Below are 21829 nucleotides of genomic sequence, written 5' to 3'. Positions count from 1 at the left end.
TGGGAATGAATTTGCTGAAACAGGGACGAGCTGTGCCTTTCGAGGAGATTGTGACGTCGCCTCAGGTCGAAGACCCTCGCGTTCTTCGTACTGCGACACGGTCCGATGGTCGAACCTTCACCCCGCTGTCGCAGCATTCTGAAGAGCCGCAGACGTTCAAGCTCTCGATCGCTGCCACGGATCGCGAACCCACACCACGAACCCACGTCGGCTACGAGTGGATATTCGTCTTGTCGGGTCAGGTTCGGCTGATCCTGGGAGAGCATGACATCGTGATGGGAACTGGTGAGGCCGCGGAATTTAACACCCGGAATCCGCACTGGTTCGGGTCCGCGGGTCGGGGACCAGTAGAACTCTTGAGCATGTTCGTGAAACAGGGCGAGCGCATCCACGTTCGAGCTCGGTCCAAGACCACGTGACGTAGCAGACGCACGACAGGAACCTCGAAATCCGGGGTGCCTCAGGAAACCCCCGTTGCTTGACTGAACTCCTGGCCGATGCGCTGACGCTGGCGCTGTGGTGCGCCTTCACAACTTCTTGATGTCGAGTCCGTGTCTCCGATGACCGAGAAGCAGCTCCGTGTTCCGGGCCTCGTTCTTCGCAGAGAAAACGGACTGTCGCGCACCACGAGCCATTTCCACAGTGGCGACTTGTGCCGTCGGGCCTGGGTGGTCGGGCTCAGACCGCGGCGTCGATCTCCGCGGACACGCGCCTCACGCAAGTGCGTAGCCATCGATGGGCTGGGTCGACATCCAGCCTCGGGTGCCAGAGCATCGAGACGGTGATTTCTGGCGTGGGTATCGGGAGGGGGAACATCCACAGGTCGGTACGCAGGTTCCTGGTCTGTCGTTCAGGGACGGTAGCGATCAGATCTGATGCCCGGGCCAGAGCCAGTGCGGCCGCGAAGCCGCCGACGACGACCGTGATCTCCCTTTCCAGCCCATATGGCCTGAGCGCCTCGTCTACGGCCCCTCTTTCGAGACCGCGCCGTGACACGCGGATGTGACCACCGGACGCATATCGCTTGGGAGTGATCTTGGTCCGCGTCAAGGGGTGCCCCATCCGGACTACGCCCACAAAACGGTCCTTGAACACCGACTCAGCGCGGATCTCCCGAATGGTCTCGTCTGCCACGCCGATTTCGAGGTCCACGGTGCCATCTCGCAGGGACGCGGCGTCATTGTTGGTCTTCTGCATGAAGCGCAGCCGCACGCCTGGGGCCTTCTCGATGACGCGGCTGATGAGATCGGGTCCAAAGCTCTCGACGAATCCATCGCTGGTCCGCAGGGTGAACGTCCTGGACACCACACCGAGGTCGACGGTCTCGGCCGGGCGAAGTAACGCCTCAGCATCTTGCACAATCTGACCGACGCGCTCGACGAGCTCGAGCGCGTGAGGCGTGCGCACGAGACCGCGTCCGGCCCTGACCAACAGAGGATCGCCCGTTGTCTTACGCAACCGGGCAAGCGCCCTGCTCATCGCGGAGGGGCTGAGCCTTAGTCGTTCGGCCGCCCGAGTGACGTTGCCCTCCTGCAACAGCACGTCCAGGGTAACCAGGAGATTCAAGTCAGGTCTTGCCATAGGACAAGTGTCCCACGAGGCGTCAGACTATGGCGTCTGACGCACTGATCATGTGACTACGTTGCGCCTTCCGCCATGTTGTTGGCGGCTCTACTCTGATGAAGTCCGTTCAGAGGCCGCAGGGAAGCAAAGGTTCACGCATGGGAACAACGAACGTCAACCGAGACCAATCACTGGCCGGAACAACGGGCGGAGCGAGTGGGTTCCGGTGGGCGCTCCTCACTCTCTCGCTGTCCATGTTGCTCCCCGCGCTGAGCACGAGCATCGTCAACGTCGGCCTGCCGAGCATGGCGGAGGGGTTCTCTGCCTCCTTCCAGCAAGTCCAGTGGATTGTCCTTGCCTACCTTCTCGCTATCTCGTCCCTGATTGTTGGCGTCGGGCGCCTCGGTGACATCGCCGGACGCCGGCGCTTACTGCTGGTCGGAATCGCTATCTTCACGACGGCCACGTTCCTCTCCGGCGTTGCGCCAACCCTCTGGCTTTTGATCGCGGCCCGCGCGGCCCAGGGCATCGGCGCAGCCAGCATGATGGCACTCAGCATGGCGTTCGTTGCCGAGACGGTGCCAAAGCCACGGATCGGACGGGCCATGGGTTTGCTCGGGACGATGTCCGCGATCGGCACTGCCCTCGGGCCGTCGCTCGGGGGCCTCCTGATCGCAGGCTTCGGTTGGAGGGCGATCTTCCTCGTCACTGCACCGCTGGGCCTCTTGACGTTTGTCCTCGCGCGACGATACCTGCCTGCCGACGGCCCAACGCGGAAGGCCGGTCGACTCGGCTTCGACTATGTGGGAACGTCACTGCTCGCCCTGACGCTCGGGGCCTATTCGCTCGCGGTGACCCTCGAGCGTGGCGTATTCGGACCTCTGAGCGTGGCTCTGCTCCTGGCTGCCGCGGTCGGATTGGGCCTGTTCGTGCTCGCCGAGAAACGGGTGACGTCACCGTTGATTCGATTGAAGAATTTCCGTGACCCCGTGCTCAGCGCCGGCCTTGGGATGAGCGCTCTCGTCTCGACGGTCATGATGACGACGCTGGTGGTTGGTCCGTTCCATCTCTCACGTGCCCTCGGGATCCAGCCAGCCCTGATCGGACTCGTGATGTCGGCCGGTCCAGTCGTCGCCGCGCTAACCGGCGTGCCGGCCGGGCGCCTGGTAGATCGTCTGGGAACCCAGCGCGTGGTCGTCTTCGGACTGATCGGCATGGTCATCGGGTCGATTTCGATGTCTTTGGTGCCGATCTCGTTCGGTGTCGCGGGATATGTCATCTCGCTTGTGGTCATCACCGCCAGCTACGCGCTGTTTCAGACGGCCAACAACACCACGGTGATGACAGGCATCCGCGCCGACCAGCGCGGCGTGATCTCCGGAATGCTCAACCTATCGCGCAATTTGGGGCTTCTCACCGGCGCGTCAGTGATGGGCGCTGTCTTCGCCTTCGCCTCAGGGGCGACCGACATCACCACCGCACTGCCCGATGACGTCGCCACCGGCACCCGGTGGGCGTTCGCGCTCGCGGCAACGCTCGTCACGGTCGCGCTTGGCGTCGCTATCGGAAGCAGCCGGTCGACCGCAGTCCGGGACCAGCTGAACACGCCCTGAGTGAGCGCGCTACACCAAGCCTCGGCGTTCGTCGCTGACTCTGCGCGGCCAGCCTCTGAGAAAGGGGATGCTGGCCGCGCACTCTGTGCATCCTTAGGACGATTCGATGGCGACGTCGCCGTCGCGCTCGATCACGCTAAAACTCTTTCGAGTGTTGTCAAACCGTTGTCAGGGACCCCCGCGAAGGAATAGGAGAGCCCCCTGCTTCCCAGTGAAACAAAGGGATGCAGGGGGCTTACAAATGACGGGGCAGATTTTCGGCGCTTTCTGGCACATCCTCTGCGCTCCGCCAAATAATCCTCTACCGGCCGAGCAACGTGGCCAACTCGTCGAGCGGCTCCCCCGTAATCGTGAACTACTGGGTGACACCCTCGAGTAGGATCGCGAGCTCGTCGAGTTCGACGTCCCAGCCCTCTCGGTTCTGCTCAAGACGTTCGCGACGGTAGAGGGTGCCGCCGGGGAGTGTGTCGAAGCCCGATTCGATTACCGTGACATCCGTCCCGGTACCAGCATCGGCGATGGTGAAGCGCACGTGCGTCGAGTACTCGTCGAGCTCTTCGGCCGGGATTCCCGACCAACGGAAGCCGAACGAGCCGTCGGGCACCACCTCGGTGATTTCGATCGGGAAGCTGCCGTAATCATCCCAGTCGATGCTGCCAGTAGCACCGGGCTCGAGCGCGGCGAACACCACACCGTCTCCGAACCATTGGACCATCACCTCGGGGTCGGTCAGTGCCTTCCAGACTCGGGCGCGCGAGGCCTCGATGTGCACGGTGCGGGTCACGGTGTGGCCCTTGATTCTTGCCTGATCAGACACGGTGTTTCCTTCACGTTCGAGCCGAGCGCGACGGGACATTGCCGCCGAGCGGCACGTCAACTAGTTCTGCAAACGCACCGCATCGAGCGTACCCATGATTGCGTACCTGCTCACGGGCGGGAGAACTCCGTGAACCCGAGTGGCAACGCATCAGAGGTCGGTCCGTGGGGATCTCCGAAGACTGGAGCGCATGGATGCGCTGGCGGTGCTGGACAGCGAAAGGTCAACTCCGGGCGCGACCATCGTCACCTTCCCCGACGCCATCTGGTGGGCGTTCGTCACCATCAGCACCGTCGGATACGGCGACTTCTCACCTGTCACCGACATTGGCAGATTGATTGCCGTCGGCCTGATGCTCGGGGGCATCGCACTACTGGGCGTGGTCACCGCCACCCTCGCATCCTGGATCGTCGAGCGCGTTGCGAAACAGGACGAGGATCCCCAGTCAGCCACGCGCGGAGAGATCAAAGCGCTCTCGCGCCAGATCGCTCAGCTCCACGAAGCATTAGACCGCTCACGAGCTGGTGAGGATTCAGACGATGTAACGGCCGGGCGCCGATAGTCCCAACTGATCTGATTGCTGGCTGGCATTGCCCGCAGATCACCTGGTCCGACCCCACCCTCTGCCTCGGGAGAGGCCGGAACGCCGGGCGGGACCTGCTGCAAGCAAGAAACCCCCTGCTTCCCAATCAAACAAAGGGATGCAGGGGGTTTGACTGTGACGGGTTGTTCCTATAACCCACAGGCCGCTGAATCACTGGGCAGTTTTTCGGTACTTTCGCGCACATCCTCTGCGCTCTGCCAAATAATCCTCTGGGCGTCTGGCACCAAGCAGAGCGAGAGGATGGCGGCATGGGATGCGCCTGTGATCCCTCATTCGTCCACAGGGTGGACCCACCTCGAGTGCCTTGGATCGAACGCTCAACAGCGGAGGTGATCGACGGGAAGGGTGCTCGAATCCATCCACGCGCAAGATGCGGCGCCGACCCCGAGCCGGCCCGCGATCTTGCCCAGTACGGTTCCTTTGGATAGGACTACTACTACGGCACCACAGAGAACGGACCAGCAAGAGAGTCCATCAGGTCAAAATTGCCTTTCCGGACGTCAGCGCCCGCCTTCTCGAGCCGGTTTTTTAGATCGTTACGGCTGTCCCAAACTCCGTTGAGTTTGACCCAGTTGAAACCTGCAATGTCCGAGATATCGCGTGTTTTCGCGCTCTGAAGAAATATCGTTCTCTCGCGAGCAAGAGCGAATGCCATACCTAATGACGTTTCGGCTCCTACCACGCGAGGTTCGGAGGAAGATCAATCAGCACACCACTGTCGGAATTGACCAGACTCCCATGGTCGCAGCCAGCCCGCGGGGGCGCTCCCCTGTCGACAAGAAGACCGGCCTGGAGCTGAGGGTCAACCCAAAAACCGGCAAGAACTACTCGGACAAGCTCGTCCTCGAACACGACTCCGGCTGGTACCCGATTAACGCGGAAAGGCGCGAGGAGTCAGGTCCGGAAAGCAAACCAGACAAGGACTTCGTGTGGGGTCGGGCTGGCAGCATCGCCGTTCTGGTACCGAATCGCCCCGTCGACCATGCTGAATTCCCCAACATCGCCCTCGGGTTCTCAATGAGTCTGCCGGGCACTCAGCACGTCGCCAGTGAAACCGTGCGGGTCCTCCAGTCCATTGCTGACCGTGGCCACACTCCCGGAACGGTCGTCGCCGACCGCCTCTACTTCGCGACCCTCACACCCGAAGTCCTGCACATCCCAGTGAAGGAAATGGGGTGGGCTGTCATCACCGACTACAAGAAGACCGGGTTGGGAATCAAGGGAGGCAAAGCCGGTGCCAAACAGGTCGAAGGCCGCCACTACTGCGCTGGGACCCCAAAGGATCTCCTCAACGCCTCGGTCGATGCAGAAGCCCACACGATTGACGAGGACACCTACCGGAAACGGCTCGAAGAACGGACGGCCTTCGAGCTTCGCCCCAAGGAGAAGCCCGACGCACGGGGGCACACACCGATGATGTGCCCCGCCGTCGGTCCGAACGCAACCTTGGAATGCCCCCTGCGCGAACTCCACCGCAACGCAACCAATAAGATCCGCACCGCCGTACTTACGGGCAATGTTCCAGAGGCCCCCGACTCAATCTGCACGCAGAGCTCGGTGGACTTTGGGCCCGAAGACGGCATCCGCGACGCTCAGCTCTTCCGTTACCAGTCGAAGGAATGGAGCGACGCGTACCGCATCGGCCGCAACACCGACGAGAGCTACCACGCCTATGTGAAAGACGTCGGACACGAAGCGGCCGACACTCCAGCACGCCGCCGAATCCGCGGATTCGCCGCACACCAGATCATGGCGACCATGCTGCTCGTGTCCGCCAACATCAGGAAGATCGTTACCTTCCTCACTGACCGCGAAACCCAAACGTCCAAGAGCACCACGACCGGTCAGAACCTAGGGCCCCTGCGAAAGACGCGCCGCCGTGACCGCGAAGGCCTATCCAACTACAAAGCGAAGTGGCCACTCAAGGTGCTCCCCGGCGCCCCGGCCGGCGCGGAACTCGACCCGCCGCTCCGAACCTAACCGCACACCGACGCCGCCACTCATCACTCCACCGCACGACCAGGACAATTCGCAGCGCCCAAAAGCGGCCGCTCGGGCATCCCTGGCCGTGCATTGTCATTTAATCCGCGCCCACCAGCCCGCAGGAGCGGAAAACCACGCGCTACGCACGCCGGAAACGACAAATGGCCTCCGAAATCTCGGAGGCCATTCGTTTTGGGACGAGTTCTAGGAACAGAATCAACCAGTTCTAAGAACAACCCCGTGGCGGTACCGGTGGGATTTGAACCCACGGTGGAGTCTCCCCCACACAACTTTTCGAGAGTTGCACCTTCGGCCGCTCGGACACGGTACCGAGGGAGATTGTAGTTGAGACCGAGGCGGGATGCGAATCGGTCGGCGCTGCAGCATCCGCTCGCCACGCGGCGTAGGGACTGGGCGTGGGCCGATGCGGCAGCGAACACCCAGTGGACCGCGGTAATCTCGGCGGGTGACAAACGCCAATCAGAACATTCGGGCCCTCATCGTCGCTGCCGGCACCGTCGCGACCGCGGCCGGGATCGGTGCCGCCGCGCTGGTGAACTTCCGCAATTTCAAGGGCCGGCTGGCCGAGAACGCCGCGGAGCTGAACGAGACCCTGCCGGTGCACTCGCTCTGGTGGCGCACCCATGCGAAGGTGAAGGGCGAGCTGCTCTACGTGGCAATCGGCGACAGCGCGGCGCAGGGCATCGGCGCGAGCGAGCCACACCGCAGCTACGTCGGGTTGCTGGCCGACCACATCCGGCTGGCCACCGGCCGCACGGTGCGCGTGGTCAATCTCAGCGTGTCGGGCGCGACCGTTGAGCTGGCCGTGCGCGACCAGCTGCCCCGGTTCGTCAAGCTCTCCCCCGACATCGTGACCGTGGCGATCGGGGCGAACGACATCGCGCTCTGGGACCCTGCCACGTTCGAGGCCGGGATCCGCGAACTGTTCGCCGTGCTGCCCGCGCACACCCTGGTGGCCGACCTGCCCTGCTTCCACCTGCCGCGGAACGAACGCAAGGTCGCGGTGGCCAACCAGATCCTGCGCACCGTCGCCGCAGAGCACGACCTGACCGTCGTGCCGCTGCACGCCACGACCAAACGGCAGGGCCTGCGCAGCATCGCCACCCACGTGGCGAGCGACCTGTTCCACCCGAACGACCGGGGCTACCGGATGTGGGCCGAGGCGTTCCTGCCTGCGGTCGGCGCCCAGGCTGCCCGGCTGGTTCCCCGGGAGCTGGCCCCGCAGTAATCAAGGGTCGGTGGCCGAGGCTAGGCTCGCTGGCATGGCCAGACCCGTTTCCTCCTTCCGCTGCACGGACTGTGGCTGGACCACCCTCAAATGGGCCGGCCGCTGCGCCGAATGCCACGAATGGGGCACCGTGGTCGACACCACGGAGAAGGCCAGGGCGGCGCGGTCGCTCAAGCCTGCCGCGATCAGCGACACCGGAATCGCCCGGCCGATCACCCACGTCGACACCACCGCCGTCTCGCACTGGCCGACCGGCATCGCCGAGTTCGACCGGGTGCTCGGCGGCGGCATCGTGCCCGGCTCGGTCATCCTGCTCAGCGGCGAGCCGGGCGTGGGCAAGTCGACCCTGCTCCTGGAGGTCGCGTCGAAGGCCGCGGCGGCGAAGTCACGGGTGCTCTACGTGAGCGCCGAGGAATCGGTCAGCCAGGTGCGGCTGCGGGCCGAGCGCACCGGAGCACTCCAGCCCGAGCTGTTCATCGCGGCGGAGACCGACCTGGCCACCATCCTCGGCCAGATCGACGCGGTGAAACCCAATCTGGTCATCGTGGACTCGGTGCAGACGGTGGCCAGCTCGAATTCAGACGGTCTCGCCGGGCAGCCGAGCCAGGTGCGGGAGGTGGCCTCGACCCTGATCCGGGTGGCCAAAGACCGCAACCTGCCCATCCTCCTCGTCGGGCACGTGACCAAGGACGGTTCCATCGCCGGGCCGAGGCTGCTCGAGCACCTGGTCGACGTGGTCTGCCAGTTCGAGGGCGACCGGCAGACCGCGCTGAGGTTCGTGCGCGCGCTCAAGAACCGGTTCGGCTCGACCGATGAGGTCGGCTGCTTCGAGATGACCGGCGACGGCATCGCCGAGGTGCCCGACCCGAGCGGGCTGTTTCTCAGCCGCGGCGCCGTGGCCGTGTCCGGCACCTGCGTCACGGTGGCGCTCGAGGGCCGGAGGGCGATGCCGGTGGAGGTGCAGGCTCTCGTGATCAAGTCCCAGGCGCCGAACCCCCGCCGGGTCACCAACGGGGTTGACTCGTCCCGGGTGGCAATGCTCCTCGCGGTGCTCGAGCGGAGGGCAGGGCTCGAGGGGCTGGGCGGCATGGATGTCTATGTGTCGACGGTGGGCGGCATCCGTCTCACGGAGCCCGCCGCCGATCTCGCCATCGCCCTCGCCATCGCCTCCGCGTGCAAGGACCTGCCGATCGCCCAGAACGCGGTCGCGTTCGGCGAGATCAGCCTGGCCGGCGAGGTGCGGCCGGTGTCGGCGGCCAAGCTGCGGGCGGCGGAGGCGGCTCGCCTCGGGTTCTCCACCCGCATCGACGCGTCGGCCACCGGGTCGATCGGCGCCGCGGTCGCCCTGGCGATCAAGACCGGCTTCTCGGCCAGGGAGGCAGAGCTCGACGCGGTCTTCTAGGTGGACTCGGCCGCTGGCGACCTAGGCGACGATCTCCATCGAGTCGGCAGCGCCCGAGCCGGCCGGGACAAGGTGCGCCTCAACGGATTCAGTGACCGACCGGGCGATGATCGCCGAATGAACGACCCGGTTGCGGCCATCGCGCTTGGCGACATACAGGCGCACATCGGCCGCCCTTAGGAGGTCGGAGCTCTGACTGCCGTCGTCGGGGGCCAGGGCGACGCCGATGCTCGCCGTGACGGGCAGGGTGTGGGTGATCGGCGCCCAGTCGTAGTCGGCGATCGTGCGACACAGGCCCTCGAAGTATGTGTGGGCGGTGTCGGCATCCGTCTCAGGGAGGATCAGCAGGAACTCCTCGCCGCCGAGGCGCGCGGCGATGGCGTCCGGCACGGCCTTCGCCGCGTCGATGAGGATTCGGCCGAGCGCGCGGAGAACCTCGTCGCCGACCTCGTGGGAGAGCGTGTCGTTGATGCGCTTGAAGTGGTCGAGGTCGATCATGGCGATGGCGAGTGGAAGACCACCCTCCCGCAACCGCATCAGGGCCGAGCCGAGGTGCTCGTCGACGAACCGCCGGTTGTGCAACCCGGTGAGCGGGTCGCGCTCGGCGAGCTCTCGGTAGCGCTCGCTCTCGCGGCGGGACTCGGCGGTCTGGAACATGGCCTCGAGGATGCGCCCCCGCGCCTCGTTCTCGCTCGCACCGAGCGCCTCGAACTTCTCGTGGAAGTCGCGGAACGCCTCGAAGGCGGCTCGGTAGTCCGCGTTCGCGGCGTGGACTTCGGCCTGCTCGCGCGCCACCTCGGTGGTGCGCCGGTTCAGTCCGTTGCGCTGGGCGAGGTCGCGGCACCGGTCGATCACGGCCTGCGCCTTGCCCAGCCTGCCCTGCTCGCGGTACAGCTCGGTCAGCGCGACGAGGGCGGCGGCTGAGCTGTCCGGGTGTGCGTCGCTGAACACGGAGTCCATCGCCGGGAGGAGCATGGTCTCGGCCTCGTCGAGCCGACCGGCGGCCATGTACACCCTCGCGATGGTGTCGCGAGCGGACATCCCGATCTCACGGTCGCTGAGCTGCGACAGCCCGACCAGGCGTTCGACGGCCTCGAGGGCCTCGTCGTTGTTGTGGGCCAGGTGCTCGGTGAAGGCAAGATTGTTGAGGATGATGTACCGGATGTTCGTCTCCGGGTCATCGATCACGAGCCGCAGGGCGTCGTCGTAGCGCCGCCGAGCCTCGTCGAGGGACCCGGCCGAGCCGAGCGCGTCGGCGAGGCACTTGCGGGCGGCGGCCCGCATCAGCGGGGCCTCCGATTCAGACAGAAGGTCGTTCGCAGCGACGGCGTGCTCGAGGGCGGCCGCGGGGTCGCCGACCATTTCGAAGAGCGAGCCGAGCACGTCGTGGCACCGGGACTGCAGGGCGATCTCGCCGTGCTGCTGTGCCCAGGCGAGAATCTGCTGCACGTCGATGGCGCTTCGGCTCGGATCGGCCCGGTGGATACTGACGGCGGCAATCAGGACCTGAAGTCGACGGCCGGTCGCGCCGTACTCGGCATCGCCGAATTCCGCGAGCCAGTCCATTGCCAACTGGAGAGCATCGTCACGGTCGATCCAGAACCGACGCTCGACGCTCGCCAAACGGATGCCGTCGGCATCCTGATCAGTCCCCATCACTGCGACCTGCTCCCTGACGGGTGCCAGGAGAGCGGACCGTGAAGAGTCCGTCGGACTCCACTCACTGAGAGGGCCGAACACCGTCGAGGCTCAGCCTAGCGTCACAGGGCTGTCATCACGTCGCGTACGGACCCCCAGCACGGGGACCGCTCGCAGCCGAGGAATCGACCCTGTTCGGCTATTGCTCGGGCTTGTCCGCGGACTGCTGGGGCGGGTCGGCGCTCTCACCGGGCTGCGGACCGAGGGCACGCATCAGGTCGGCCGGGTCGGCCTGCATCACGTGCGGGCCCGCGATATCGAAGAACACCATCTCGAGCACGCCCTGATGCACGGTGAGGAACTCCCGCAGCCACTGGGCGTCGCCCACCATCACCTGCGGGTTCGGTTCGTCAGGGACCATCTGGGCGTAGTTCTCGGCGGAGGAGAAGAGCAGCAGCATCCGCTTGTCGGTGCCCTCGCGGCCGAACACACGCACCTGCTCGCCCTGGCCGTTCACGACGAGCTGGGGCACGATCACGACGTCGTTGCGGAGGGCGTAGGCCACGGCAACCACGTCTTGCGCGGCAAGCGCGGCGGCGAGGGCATCGGATCGGGTCGTCGGAGTCTGATCAGTCACGGCATCCATTCAACCAGTCGCACGCGGCCGGCCCCCCACCACGGCGCACGCCACGAGCGAACGGCGAGCCGTGAGAATGAATCTTCGAATAAGTTATCCACAAGTAGTGACAAACCCTCACATGTGTGTTCGTGTTTTGGTATCTTCGTGGCATGGACTCACCGGCAGAGCAGCTCAGACAGGCGGCGGATGCCGTCGCCCGCCTGGGCTGCTCCAGCGCCGACCTGGAAGCCCTTCCTGACGCGGTCGTGTTGACCGGTCAGCGGGAGATCGCCAAGGCCCGCCGCCTGCTTGAGATGTACGCCGCGTGGATGGCTGCGACCATCGCCGATCGCTCCCGCCCGGAGCTGGGCCATTCCGGCCTGGCCGCGCAGCAGGGGTTCCTCTCCCCGGAGGCGATGATCCAGAAGGTCACCGGCTCAAGCAAGAACGAAGCATTCAAGCTTGTTGCCGTCGGCACGATGCTCGCCCGGGCCGAGGCCGCCGACCGGCAGGCCGCAGACGGCCTCGGGTCGCCCGGCGCTGACGGGACCGGCGTGGACGGGGCTGGCGCTGGCGGGGCCGGTGTCGATGGTGGTGCGGGCGACGACTCGGGCGGTCTCGACGGTCGCGCTGATGGTTCCGGGGCCGGACCTGTGAGCGTTCCGCCCGATCCGGGCAGCCCGGTGTCGTGGCAGGGGCCGATCGCTCGCGCAGTGACCGCTGGGACCCTCTCCGTCGACGCCGCCGAGTCGATTCGGAAGGGCCTGGGCGATATCGATACCGCCGTCACCGCCGACACACTCGCCACCGCCCTCAGCCGGCTGCTCGCCGAAGCCGGTCAGTTGAACGCGGACCAATGCTTCACCCGCGCCCGAAGGATGCGCGACGACCTCGACCAGGCCGGCATCGCCGCGAGGGAGAAGCAGGCCTACGACGACCGGTTCCTCAAGGTTTACCGCCTCGCCAACGGCAAGGTCCGCCTGCACGGGCTCTTCGCCCCCGAAGATGGCGAGTTCGTGCTCTCCACCTACAACTCGATCACCAGCCCGAGGCGCGGCGGGGTGCGCTTCGTCGACCCAAAGCGCAAAGCCTGGGCCAAGGCCGTCCAGGACGACCCGCGCAGCACCGCGCAGATCGCCGCGGACTCGTTCGTGCAACTACTCAAGATCGCCGGCGAAGTCGACCCCGGCCAGATGCTCGGCGGCCGCCGCCCCGCCGTGCGCATCATCGTCACCCAAAAAGACCTCACCACCGCCACCCGAACTAACACCGGTGCCGGCACCGGTGCCGGCACCGGCACCCGCGCCGGCGGCGCGTCGGACGGACAGGCCGGCACATCCCCCTCAACACCAGTTACACCATGGGAACCCGGCGCCACCGGAGCACCTGAAACGCCGGGAGCGCCGGGAGCGCCGGAGACATCAGATGCCCGGCCAATTCGGGCGGTCAGACCTGACACAGCTGCTCCCTCCGGCCAACCCGGCGAACCTGGCGAGCCCGGTAAACCGGGCCCGCCAGGGATGGCCCTGGTCCTGGCGGCCGGGCACGGGTCCATCGAGGGCAGTCCTGCTCCGATCTCCCTCGCCACCGTCCAACGACAACTCTGCGACACCGGCTACCTCGGAATCCTCTTCACCGACACCGGCCAACCCATCGATGTCGGCAGAGAACAACGCCTCTTCACCCCCGCCCAACGCACCGCCATGGGCGCCCGCGACGGCGGCTGCATCTGGCCCGACTGCGACCGGCCACCAGCCTGGACCGAAGCCCACCACCTCAAAGAGTGGCTCCTCCAACACGGCTACACCGACCTCGCCGACGGAGTCTGCCTCTGCCACCCCCACCACCTGCTGCTCCATAACACGGGCTGGGTCATCATCCGCGACGGCGACAAATACTGGCTCAAACCACCAGCGTCCGTCGACCCGACACAAACGCTCATCCCCCTCCCCAGCAAGACCCACCGCCAACTCGACCCGGGCACGCCGACCCGGGACCGTGACACGGATTGACCGGCCGGTTCAGCCGGTCACCGAGCGGCACGGCCACCGGCGGGTGATCTCGCCGAAATCATGGCTCCGGGTCTCGACGGGCTCGACGACCGCGGGTTCTCGGGGGCTCGGGGGCTCGACTTCGCGAGTTCAGGGGTCACGACGCGCTCGACCACCGCAAGCTCCCGGGTCACGACGGGCTCGACCACCGGTCGGGGTGCGGTCAGTTGACGGGAAAGGAGCCGCTCGTCGCAGCAGTGATCATGCCCGAGGTCGCGGTGAGGGTGTACGTGCCTGCCGTGTTGATCTTGCAGCCGGCGAAGGCGGCCACGCCGGCAACGCCTGCCTTCGGGTTGGCTGTGCAGGTCAAGGTGGCACCCGCCGGCGTGGTCAGGATGAGAGTCACCTGCGCGGTGCTCGTGGTGCGGTTTCCGAGGGCGTCGCGGAGCAGCCGGCGAAAGTCGCCACACTCAAGACCGCCGTCGCGGTCAACGCGGCGCACTTCAGCCCGGAGTGGTCACCTTGCAGCCGGCGAAGGGCGCGATCGCCCGGCACGCTCGCCGCTGCACGGATGCGATCTCACCGGCATAAGAAGCGGGAATCCCCCAGTTGGAGGCTCATTTGTCGCAGCGGGGCCGGGCGCGGTCTCGACACGCTCGATCACCGGGCCCGGTCTCGACAGGCTCGACCACCGCGGGCGGGGAGGCGGAGGGGCTAGGCGTCGCGGAGCAGTCCGTCGGGGGTGACCACGAGCATCCGGTTGTCTTCGGATTCGATGACGATCGAGGCGATGGTGGCCCGGGCGGCGGGCAGCACCCGGGCGGTCAGGCGGCCGGAGTAGAGGGAGTCCAGCTGGTCGGCGACGGCCGCGGCGACCCGGGCTGCTTCGACAGGCGGGTGGTCACCGCTGTCGTCGAGCAGCGTCACCTCGACCCCGCGCAGTCGCGCGGCCCGGGTGGCGGTGACCAGCGGCTCCACGAACAGGGCGCGGGCACGCATCGCGTCGCGCAGGGTGGCCTCCACCAGCAGGCACTCCGCCCGCATTTCCGGGCAGATGTCGTCGGACCGCGCGAGACGCTCGAGCGTGGGCCGGCAGAGCACATTCACCTGCGCCAGCTGGGATTCGCGCTCTTCGATGGCCGCGACTGCGGTGGCGGCCGCGGCGGCGCTCAGGGCTCGCGCACGGTTGAGCACAGCCAGGGTGAGCGCGGACCGCTTGAGCCCCACGGCGAAGAGGGTGCCGGCGAGCAGCGTGCCGGCGTGGCGCACGACGAGGAGCACGCCGTCGACGACAGTGAGGCCGTTGCTGAGCGCCCAGGCGATCGTGATCGCGGACATGATCAGGTACCCGGTCCAGGCGTACCCTTCGCGGCCCCGCACGGCGAGCACGACCAGAAGCAGGGTGACGGCCCCGAGGTACCAGTGCCCGAACGGCGTGTCCTGCACGGCCGTCATCGGGTAGGACACGAGCGCTGTCGCCGCGGCGCTGAGCACCAGCACGCCAATGCTCGCCGTGCTGGACAGCTGATCGACCCCCGCCGCCCGGGCGATCAGGATGGCCGCCGCGGCCACCGCGACGAAGCCGGCGATTTCCCAGGGCAGCCCGAAGAGCGGTTCGTAGTCACCGAAGGCGAGCAGCGCGTGCACACCGATGAACATGGCCAGGATGCCGAGGGACAACGGGCGCGGCAGCCGCACCACGGTGCGCGGGGCCTCGATCTCGATGGTCGCGGCGTCGGATAACGGCGGCGCCGGCTGAGCATCCGGGGTCGTCATGGCCACAGCCGGCGCGGGCTCGGGGTGCTCGGCGGCCTCCAGGGGACCGGCGCCTGATGCCGGGCGCTGAACGGCCGCGGCGCCGTCGGAGGCGATCGCGGCGGGCCGGCGCGGTTCGGGCGTCCACGACACTTCTACCTCGGTGCCGGCGCCGGGGCGGGACCGCACCCGCGCCGCGCCGCCCGACAGTCGTTCCATCCGGCCGATGATGCTCTGCGCGATCCCAAGCCGTTCGCTGGGAACGAGGGCTGGATCGAAGCCCACCCCGTCGTCGAGCACAACCACCCGGATGCCGCCGTGGTACCCCCTCACGCTGACCGTGCGCACCACCCGATGGTGGGCGCCGAGGGCGGCCGCCGCGACCGAGTTGCGCAGGGCCTCCCCGACGGCACCGAGCAGGGCGGTGACCGCCACGGCCGGCACGGCCAGGTTCTCGTCCAGGTCGGCCTGCACGATCGCATCCGGAGCCAGCTCGGCCGCGAGCTGTTCCAGGCGGTCGGAAACCTCGGAGCCGGGCTGTGACCGGTTCGACCGGGGCATCCGGAGGGCGTCGAGGCGATCCAGGGTCGAGGCCGCGTGGCGGGACAGCCTCTCCGTGGGGATGCCGCCGCGTCCGGCCATCAGCAGGGTCGAGATGACGCTGTCGTGAACAAGGGCATCGATGGTGAGCCGCTCCCGCTTGCGGGCGACCCGGGCAGCCCGGCCGGCCACGGCTGCGCGGGTGATCCGCGCACTGTCGTCGACCCGGGCGGCACCGCGCCTGGACATGATGGTCAGGCCGACGAACACGCTGATCACGAGCAGAGCGTAGAGCGAATCCTCGACGCCGACGAGCACCGGATGCGGGTCGGTCGAGGTCGCGGAGCGGAGGATTCCACTCAGCGTGCAGACGAGGACGGTGTAGGCCCAGCCGATGCGGTCCCGGGTGGCCGCGGCGACGGCGACGGCCGGGATGCCGGTGAGGGAGATGACCCAGGGGATGTCGGCACCGGCCGGGAGCGGTTCGGCCCGCACGACCAGCCAGAAGCCGAGGATCGCCAGGAAAACGACCCCCTCGGCCAGGGCGAGTGCGCGAAGCAGGCGCAACGGCGCCCAGGTGGCGAAGATTCCGAGCAGCACGGGGATGCCGAAGACCAGCAGCCACGCGGCCAGCGCGGCGCGCGGGGCCGGCGGCCACGCCTGCGCCCGGAAAGTGTCGAGGCAGAGCAGTCCGAAGACGAAGCCGGTGGGCCCGGTCGCGGTGCAGAGCACGCGGAACTGGCGTTCGGTGGCCGTGTGCCCGGTGACGCGGCCGGGCCTCGGCACTCGTGCCCGCCTGGACGGTCGGGCCGTGCTCGACTGTCGGCCGGGTTTCGGCGGCCCCGCGACGTTCCCTACGGTCACGGCTGCCCGGGAATCGGCAGGATGCCGTCTTCCAGCGCCCGTTTGTACAGGTCGATCTTCGTGTTGGCGGGGCGACCCACCCGCTCGTACTTCGACCGGACGCGACGGATGTAGTCGATCACCGTGAGTTCGGACAGCCCGGTCTGCGACGCCACCAGCGGCGCCTTCGCCCCGGCGGCGTAGAGCGAGAGCACCTCGCGTTCGCGGGGGCTCAGCGCCGCGTCGGCCAGGTCAGGATCGCCGTCGAGGGCGGCGGCCCACTCCGTGGACGCGATCGTCTCCCCCGCCGCCGCCCGGCGCACCACGTCGAGCAGCACGGCTGTGGGTTCGGACTTGCGCACCACGCCGAGCACTCCGCCGCGGGCGGCCGCCCGCATCAGCAGGGCGTCGTCGCCGGCGGTGAAGGCGAGCACTGCGGCATCCGTCGCCCGGAGCCGGTCGACGTTGTCGGTGACGGTGGAGCCGTCGGACAGGCGAAGGTCGAGGATGACCAGGTCAATGCCCTCTGCCTGGGCCGGTGAGGCCAACAGCTCGGGGACGGTGGCCACCGTGGCCACCACGTGGATCTCGGGGATGGTGGAGAACAGGTCGGCGAAGCCGCGCGCCACGATCTCGTGGTCATCGATGAGGGCGACTCGAAAGCGAGCCATATTCGTTCCTTCGTCTGGGGTTTTTCTGGACCTGCCTGAACGAGTGTGCCATGCCCGCGGGCATACGGACAGCTTTGACCCCCGTACTGGTGCCCTGACAACTGACGGCTTTTCAGGCCGTTTTCACCCACTTATGGTGTAAGTCGGGGGAAACCACCGGGGGGTTGGTGGGGCGCTCGCGATACGACTGCACACTGCGTGACCGGATCGTCTGAGCGCCCCTTCTCCAATTTTCGGGCGCACCGCACGCCACGCCCGGCTGCCGGCGACATCGCTGCCGCCGACGTTGCCGTGCGTCGGGTCAGGCGGTGCCGCGGCTGCGGTTGTTGAGCACGCCGCCGCTCTCTTCGAGGTAGCAGGAGCCGCAGAGCGACTCGTAGGTCACTTCGGTGCCGTCGATGGCCACCTGGTCGCCGTCGAAGACGAAGACGCCGTCGATCTTGCGCCCATTGAACACGGCCTTGCGCCCGCAGCGGCAGATCGTCTTCAGTTCCTCGAGGCTGTGCGCCACCTCGAGCAGCCGGCGGCTGCCCGGGAACGCCACGGTCTGGAAATCGGTGCGGATCCCGTAGGCCAGCACCGGGATGTTCTCGAGGATAGCGATCCGGAGCAGGTCGTCGACCTGCGGCTCGGTCAGGAACTGGGCCTCGTCGACGAGCAGGCAGCTGACGTCGAGGCCGGAGTCGGCGAGCACCCGGGCGCGGTGCTCGGCGAAGAGGGTGAAGGCATCCGCCGCGGGGGTGAGCAGGAAGTCGACACCGCGGGTGACGCCGAGCCGCGAGAGGATGCCGCGGTCGCCCTTGGTGTCGACCGACGGCTTGGCCAGCAGCACCTTGTGCCCGCGCTCCTCATAGTTGTAGGCGGCCTGGAGCATGGAGGTGCTCTTGCCGCTGTTCATCGCCCCGTATCGGAAGTACAGTTTTGCCACTGCTACGAACCCCGCCCCTCGGCCGCTGTGTGCCGCTCATCTCCGTTTCCTGCGCCGCCGCTGCACCGCTCCTGCTTGCTGAGTGGAACGGATACCCGGCGTCAGGCCTCACTCAGCGTACTTGCCCCGCGCCCGCACGACGGGTCACCGGGCCGTGCCGAGGCCGCGGCGGATGCTCGTCGGCCCGCGCTCGTCGTCGAACTCGAGCATGAGCAGCGGCCGGCGCATCGACACCCGCACCCGGCCGAAGACCACCCGGAGCACGCCGAGGTAGGGGCGGAGCACCCGGCGCAGCCTCCGCTCCGACAGGTCGATGCCGACCTGGATCGTGACGGTGGCGACCCGTAGTGGCAGGGCGGCGGGCCCGGGGACCGTGCCGATCGAACCCGTCGCGGTTGTGATCGCACCGGTGGTCGTGGCGACAGAGTCCGTGGTCGTCGCCGCGGCCGTGGCCGTGGCCGTGGCCAGGGACCCCGTGCCCGTCGCCGTCGGTTCCGTGGCGACGGTGAGGCTGCGGGGCGTGCGGCCGGGCTTGTCCAGTGCGGTGCCGACGCCGGCCGTCAGTTCGCCGAAGCGGTCCAGGAGCGGGCGGCGGCGGGCATCCGTGCCGTCGGCAACCTGCACGACCAGGCTGCACGGGTCGAATCCGCTGACCGCGCAGAGCGCCCCGATCAGCGCCGCGATCGCCGCGCGCTGGTCAGCGGTGAACGCCGTGGCCCGGTGCTCCGGGTCGGCCACGACGAGCAGCGCGGTGGCGCCGCGCTCGAGCAGGCCGGCGCGTTCGCGGTCGACCACCGCGTCCAGCCAGGTCTTGTCGATGTCGCGCACGAGCTCCCTGCGCAGGGCGCCGGCCAGCTCGCCGGCCCGGGCGATGTCGGCCCTGGTGACCTCTCCGTGGTCGAGCACGCCGGTCAGCAGCGGGAACACGCCCGCTCCGAGGCTCGCCCCCTGCTGTTCGACGACGGTGCGGACGACCTGGCCTCGGCTCTCCTCGGCGCGCGCCGCGATGGCGCGCCGGGCATCCGTCTGCCAGGTCAGCAGCAACCGCACAATCCGGCGCGAGTACGCGGCACCGGCGAGCGCGGGTGCCAGCACCTGGCTGACCGCGACGATCGCGTAGATCACCGCGGGCACCGCGATGCTGAGGGACGGCGCCTGGGGCACGGTGACCGCCGCGACGATCGCGGCCGCGACCGCCCCGGAAAGTGCGATCTCCCGCCACGGCCGGTAGGGCGCGAGCGCGAGCAGGAGAAGTCCGATGCAGAGCGGGCCGAAGTCGTCCTGGATCAGCGTGTTGCGGCCCCATCGGGCGGCCTCGTCGAGCAGGTGCGCCGAGACGGCGAGTCCAACCATGACGAGGTGCAGCGGCCGGTCGAAGGGCGCGTGGTCTGGCCGGCTCGCGGCCACGAGGGTGCCGGCCGCGGCGACGGATGCCACGATCGCGAGCACGGAGAGCAGCGGATGCTGGATCTGCCCGGCCTGAAGCACCGTGGTGGTGGCCGTGTACGCGACGACGATCAGCGCGACGACGGGCGCGAGTGGCCAGGCGGCGAGGGCGCCGAGCGGGTCGAGGCGCTGCTGGGTGAGGAACCTTCGTGGGGTGCGAGGCTCCTGCTGGGTGCGCGGCGTGGAGGTCAACGCGGCGCCTGCCCGTCAGCGATCGCTGGAGCGGCTGGTGGCTCCGCCGGTTCGGCAGGCGTCTCGACAGGCTCGGTCACCGAGGCAGGTTCGGTCGCCGCGGCAGGTCCGGTCACCGAGGCAGGGTTGGTCACCGAGGCAGGTCCGGTCACCGCCGCGGGGTTGGTCACCGAGGCAGGTCCGGTCACCGCCGCGGGGTTGGTCACCGAGGCAGGTCCGGTCACCGCCGCGGGGTTGGTCACCGAGGCAGGTCCGGTCACCGAGGCGGGGTTGGTCACCGAGGCAGGTCCGGTCACCGAGGCAGGGTTGGTCACCGAGGCAGGTCCGGTCACCGAGGCAGGGTTGGTCACCGAGGCAGGTCCGGTCACCGAGGCAGGGTTGGTCACCGAGGCAGGTCCGGTCACCGAGGCGGATTCGGTCGACGCGGGCACGCTGAGCAGCACCGACGTGCCCGCGTCGGGACGGGTCAGGACCGTCACCGAACCTCCGAGCCGCTCGATCCGGCGACGAACCGCCTGGCGGAGACCGAGCCGGTCGGCACCGGTCTCCGACTCGGTGAAGCCGCGGCCGGCATCCATCACCATCACCGAAACGGTGCCGTCGTCGGCGCCGATGTCAACCTCGGCCGACACGATCCCCGCGTGCAGGATGACGTTGATCAGGCACTGCTGCACAGCCAGTCCGAGCTCATGGTCGACGCCGGGCTCGAGGCGACCGAGGGCCGACCGGTCACCCGTGACGTCGACCACGAGTCCGCGATCGCGGCACCGCTCGATCGCCCGGTAGACCTCGCTGGCGAGCCAGCATCCGACCCCGGAGGATGCGAGACGCTGTGGGCGTCGGCGTCGGTCAGCCAGTCGGTGCCGCGCAGCCGGTGCAAGGCCGCGCGGATGCTGCCGGCCAGGTTCTCACTGAGCGGGCCGACGTGGGCCCGGGAGAGGGCGATCAGCTCGTTGAGGGTGGTGTCCTGGTTGAGGTCAAGGGCGCGCCGGTCGAGGTCCTGGCGGAGGAGCCGGGACTGATCGGCCTGCACAGCCCGGTGGATCGCGGACTGGGCGGCACGGTGCGAGCGACGGGCGGAACCGGCGAGCACGAGCACGGCGACGAGGAACAGGTAGGCGGAGACGGTGAACCCATCGGGCAGGTAGGCCACCCCGGCCTCCGCCGCGGCGACAACGGTGACGGTCTCGGCCAGCACGAAACCGGCCGTGCTCCAGAGCACTCCGGTGAGCGCGCCGGCCCCGGCTCCGCCGACCATGATCAGCGCCAGTTTCGGCAGCGCGACGAGGAATATGTTCGACGCCGGGAAGACGTCGGGCAGCCCGAGCACGGCCGTCGTGTAGAGGTAGGTGCCGCCTGTGCCGACCAGGAGGTAGGCGATGGTGAGCGGCACGGTGTGGCGCAGGCTGAGGACGACGAGGAGCACCGCCATGGCCAGGACCGCAAGCACGGCAACCCAGAGCGCACCGGACTCGTAGGCGAGGCTCAGGGCCAGCGCCGAGAGCAGGGCGCCGGTGAGGCAGGTGAGTGCGAACCGGTGCGATGCGCGCGCGAGGGCACGGCTGAGAATCGGTTCGACCAGATGGTCGGGCAATCCCAGCGTCATCGGGGCCTCCTCTGCCTTGGTTGAGTATCCCACTCCGGCGGTGAGCGCGGCGGAGGAATTCGCCGGTCAGGCCGGGTGGGACCGCGCCGGCGCCGGCCGCGCCGGCCGCGCCGGCGGTGTGATCGTTGGGATGGAGTTTTTCGCGACGTGCGTGGTGTCGCAGCCTCGAACACGGCGTGTTGCCAATTTCTCCGACCCAACGTGCGTGCACGCGCGCGGGCGAGCCGAGAACCTGCGCGTCAGAAGAGGGTCGGCGCGAGCTCCGGCGGGAGTTCCTCTTCGATCAGGGACCTCCGGGTGCGCGCGTAGGCGGCGGGGCGCACCGCGGCATCCGCCGGACCGAGGGCGAGGCCCTCCGAGGCGGAGCGG

General features: G+C 68.0%; 19 protein-coding genes and 1 tRNA gene. 7 read left to right on the top strand and 13 right to left on the bottom strand.

The genetic code is table 11. The features are described 5' to 3' along the window. Positions 1 to 5 precede the first annotated feature (5 nt). Entirely contained in the window at positions 6 to 419 is a 414-nt protein-coding gene (locus E3O48_RS02900; RefSeq protein ID WP_134537250.1) for a cupin domain-containing protein, read from the top strand. 259 nt (positions 420 to 678) lie between these two features. Here E3O48_RS02900 and E3O48_RS02895 read toward each other — a convergent pair whose 3' ends face one another. Beyond that, positions 679 to 1581: a LysR family transcriptional regulator gene (locus E3O48_RS02895; protein ID WP_134537249.1), complete on the bottom strand. Its 903-nt coding sequence runs from the start codon at positions 1579 to 1581 to the stop codon at positions 679 to 681. A 98-nt stretch (positions 1582 to 1679) separates the two neighbouring features. Here E3O48_RS02895 and E3O48_RS02890 point away from each other — a divergent pair, with 98 nt between their 5' ends. Beyond that, positions 1680 to 3176, top strand: coding sequence for an MFS transporter (locus E3O48_RS02890; RefSeq protein WP_370248992.1), 1497 nt, complete (start codon positions 1680 to 1682; stop codon positions 3174 to 3176). 355 nt (positions 3177 to 3531) lie between these two features. Here the strand turns inward: E3O48_RS02890 and E3O48_RS02885 are convergent, their stop codons facing one another. Beyond that, entirely contained in the window at positions 3532 to 3993 is a 462-nt protein-coding gene (locus E3O48_RS02885; RefSeq protein ID WP_166788593.1) for an SRPBCC domain-containing protein, read from the bottom strand. 190 nt (positions 3994 to 4183) lie between these two features. On the opposite strand from E3O48_RS02885, the gene E3O48_RS02880 reads away from it, so the two are divergent. Further along, positions 4184 to 4555, top strand: a complete 372-nt coding sequence (locus E3O48_RS02880) for a potassium channel family protein (RefSeq protein WP_134537246.1) — start codon at positions 4184 to 4186, stop codon at positions 4553 to 4555. 478 nt (positions 4556 to 5033) lie between these two features. Here the strand turns inward: E3O48_RS02880 and E3O48_RS02875 are convergent, their stop codons facing one another. Then, positions 5034 to 5252 carry a hypothetical protein gene (locus tag E3O48_RS02875; RefSeq protein ID WP_134537245.1) on the bottom strand — a complete coding sequence of 73 codons (219 nt, stop codon included), beginning with the start codon at positions 5250 to 5252 and terminating at the stop codon, positions 5034 to 5036. 83 nt (positions 5253 to 5335) lie between these two features. On the opposite strand from E3O48_RS02875, the gene E3O48_RS02870 reads away from it, so the two are divergent. Continuing rightward, complete coding sequence (locus E3O48_RS02870; protein ID WP_134537244.1) at positions 5336 to 6577, top strand: hypothetical protein; 1242 nt, start codon at positions 5336 to 5338, stop codon at positions 6575 to 6577. A gap of 244 nt (positions 6578 to 6821) precedes the next feature. On the opposite strand, the gene E3O48_RS02865 is transcribed toward E3O48_RS02870, so the two are convergent. Continuing rightward, positions 6822 to 6911 (bottom strand) — tRNA-Ser (locus E3O48_RS02865). Between the two features lie 135 nt (positions 6912 to 7046). On the opposite strand from E3O48_RS02865, the gene E3O48_RS02860 reads away from it, so the two are divergent. Both E3O48_RS02860 and radA read left to right on the top strand, forming a co-directional pair. Beyond that, positions 7047 to 7829 carry an SGNH/GDSL hydrolase family protein gene (locus tag E3O48_RS02860; RefSeq protein ID WP_241982374.1) on the top strand — a complete coding sequence of 261 codons (783 nt, stop codon included), beginning with the start codon at positions 7047 to 7049 and terminating at the stop codon, positions 7827 to 7829. 34 nt (positions 7830 to 7863) lie between these two features. Further along, the gene (gene radA / locus E3O48_RS02855; RefSeq protein WP_134537243.1) at positions 7864 to 9231 is read left to right on the top strand and encodes a DNA repair protein RadA; all 1368 of its coding nucleotides are present in this window, start codon (positions 7864 to 7866) and stop codon (positions 9229 to 9231) included. Between the two features lie 21 nt (positions 9232 to 9252). On the opposite strand, the gene E3O48_RS02850 is transcribed toward radA, so the two are convergent. Further along, on the bottom strand, positions 9253 to 10887 hold the full coding sequence (locus E3O48_RS02850; RefSeq protein WP_241982377.1) for a diguanylate cyclase: 1635 nt from the start codon (positions 10885 to 10887) through the stop codon (positions 9253 to 9255). Positions 10888 to 11068: 181 nt separating this feature from the next. After that, entirely contained in the window at positions 11069 to 11506 is a 438-nt protein-coding gene (locus E3O48_RS02845) for an SseB family protein (RefSeq protein ID WP_370248988.1), read from the bottom strand. A 152-nt stretch (positions 11507 to 11658) separates the two neighbouring features. On the opposite strand from E3O48_RS02845, the gene E3O48_RS02840 reads away from it, so the two are divergent. Continuing rightward, complete coding sequence (locus tag E3O48_RS02840) at positions 11659 to 13500, top strand: DUF222 domain-containing protein (RefSeq protein ID WP_134537240.1); 1842 nt, start codon at positions 11659 to 11661, stop codon at positions 13498 to 13500. Between the two features lie 202 nt (positions 13501 to 13702). On the opposite strand, the gene E3O48_RS02835 is transcribed toward E3O48_RS02840, so the two are convergent. From E3O48_RS02835 to E3O48_RS02805, 7 genes are all read right to left on the bottom strand, one after another. Next, entirely contained in the window at positions 13703 to 13981 is a 279-nt protein-coding gene (locus tag E3O48_RS02835) for a hypothetical protein (protein ID WP_134537239.1), read from the bottom strand. Positions 13982 to 14193: 212 nt separating this feature from the next. Then, the gene (locus E3O48_RS02830) at positions 14194 to 16560 is read right to left on the bottom strand and encodes a sensor histidine kinase (protein ID WP_134537238.1); all 2367 of its coding nucleotides are present in this window, start codon (positions 16558 to 16560) and stop codon (positions 14194 to 14196) included. A 74-nt stretch (positions 16561 to 16634) separates the two neighbouring features. Then, positions 16635 to 17288 (bottom strand): response regulator transcription factor, encoded by a 654-nt coding sequence (locus tag E3O48_RS02825; RefSeq protein ID WP_134537237.1) that lies wholly within the window; start codon positions 17286 to 17288, stop codon positions 16635 to 16637. Positions 17289 to 17589: 301 nt separating this feature from the next. Next, the gene (locus E3O48_RS02820; protein WP_134537236.1) at positions 17590 to 18216 is read right to left on the bottom strand and encodes a thymidine kinase; all 627 of its coding nucleotides are present in this window, start codon (positions 18214 to 18216) and stop codon (positions 17590 to 17592) included. Positions 18217 to 18360: 144 nt separating this feature from the next. Then, entirely contained in the window at positions 18361 to 19854 is a 1494-nt protein-coding gene (locus E3O48_RS02815; RefSeq protein ID WP_166788592.1) for a hypothetical protein, read from the bottom strand. Further along, entirely contained in the window at positions 19851 to 20603 is a 753-nt protein-coding gene (locus E3O48_RS17505) for a sensor histidine kinase (RefSeq protein WP_166788591.1), read from the bottom strand. Before E3O48_RS17505 ends, E3O48_RS02815 begins: the two co-directional genes overlap by 4 nt. Further along, on the bottom strand, positions 20513 to 21460 hold the full coding sequence (locus E3O48_RS02805; RefSeq protein WP_134537234.1) for a hypothetical protein: 948 nt from the start codon (positions 21458 to 21460) through the stop codon (positions 20513 to 20515). The genes E3O48_RS17505 and E3O48_RS02805 overlap by 91 nt, the downstream gene beginning before the upstream one ends. Positions 21461 to 21829: the final 369 nt, after the last annotated feature.

Source organism: Cryobacterium sp. HLT2-28, assembly GCF_004402495.1.
In the GTDB taxonomy this organism is placed as follows: domain Bacteria; phylum Actinomycetota; class Actinomycetes; order Actinomycetales; family Microbacteriaceae; genus Cryobacterium; species Cryobacterium mannosilyticum.
This window is presented reverse-complemented; position numbering and strand designations above follow the sequence as displayed.

What these genes read in the sequence shown, in the direction of transcription:
- E3O48_RS02840 (WP_134537240.1), top strand. Translation starts at nt 11,659, where the DNA reads ATGGACTCACCGGCAGAGCAGCTCAGACAGGCGGCGGATGCCGTCGCC.
- E3O48_RS02895 (WP_134537249.1), bottom strand. Translation starts at nt 1,581, where the DNA reads ATGGCAAGACCTGACTTGAATCTCCTGGTTACCCTGGACGTGCTGTTG.
- E3O48_RS02880 (WP_134537246.1), top strand. Translation starts at nt 4,184, where the DNA reads ATGGATGCGCTGGCGGTGCTGGACAGCGAAAGGTCAACTCCGGGCGCG.
- E3O48_RS02890 (WP_370248992.1), top strand. Translation starts at nt 1,680, where the DNA reads ATGAAGTCCGTTCAGAGGCCGCAGGGAAGCAAAGGTTCACGCATGGGA.
- E3O48_RS02805 (WP_134537234.1), bottom strand. Translation starts at nt 21,460, where the DNA reads ATGACGCTGGGATTGCCCGACCATCTGGTCGAACCGATTCTCAGCCGT.
- E3O48_RS02825 (WP_134537237.1), bottom strand. Translation starts at nt 17,288, where the DNA reads ATGGCTCGCTTTCGAGTCGCCCTCATCGATGACCACGAGATCGTGGCG.
- E3O48_RS02900 (WP_134537250.1), top strand. Translation starts at nt 6, where the DNA reads ATGAATTTGCTGAAACAGGGACGAGCTGTGCCTTTCGAGGAGATTGTG.
- E3O48_RS02875 (WP_134537245.1), bottom strand. Translation starts at nt 5,252, where the DNA reads ATGGCATTCGCTCTTGCTCGCGAGAGAACGATATTTCTTCAGAGCGCG.
- E3O48_RS02870 (WP_134537244.1), top strand. Translation starts at nt 5,336, where the DNA reads ATGGTCGCAGCCAGCCCGCGGGGGCGCTCCCCTGTCGACAAGAAGACC.
- E3O48_RS02850 (WP_241982377.1), bottom strand. Translation starts at nt 10,887, where the DNA reads ATGGGGACTGATCAGGATGCCGACGGCATCCGTTTGGCGAGCGTCGAG.
- radA (WP_134537243.1), top strand. Translation starts at nt 7,864, where the DNA reads ATGGCCAGACCCGTTTCCTCCTTCCGCTGCACGGACTGTGGCTGGACC.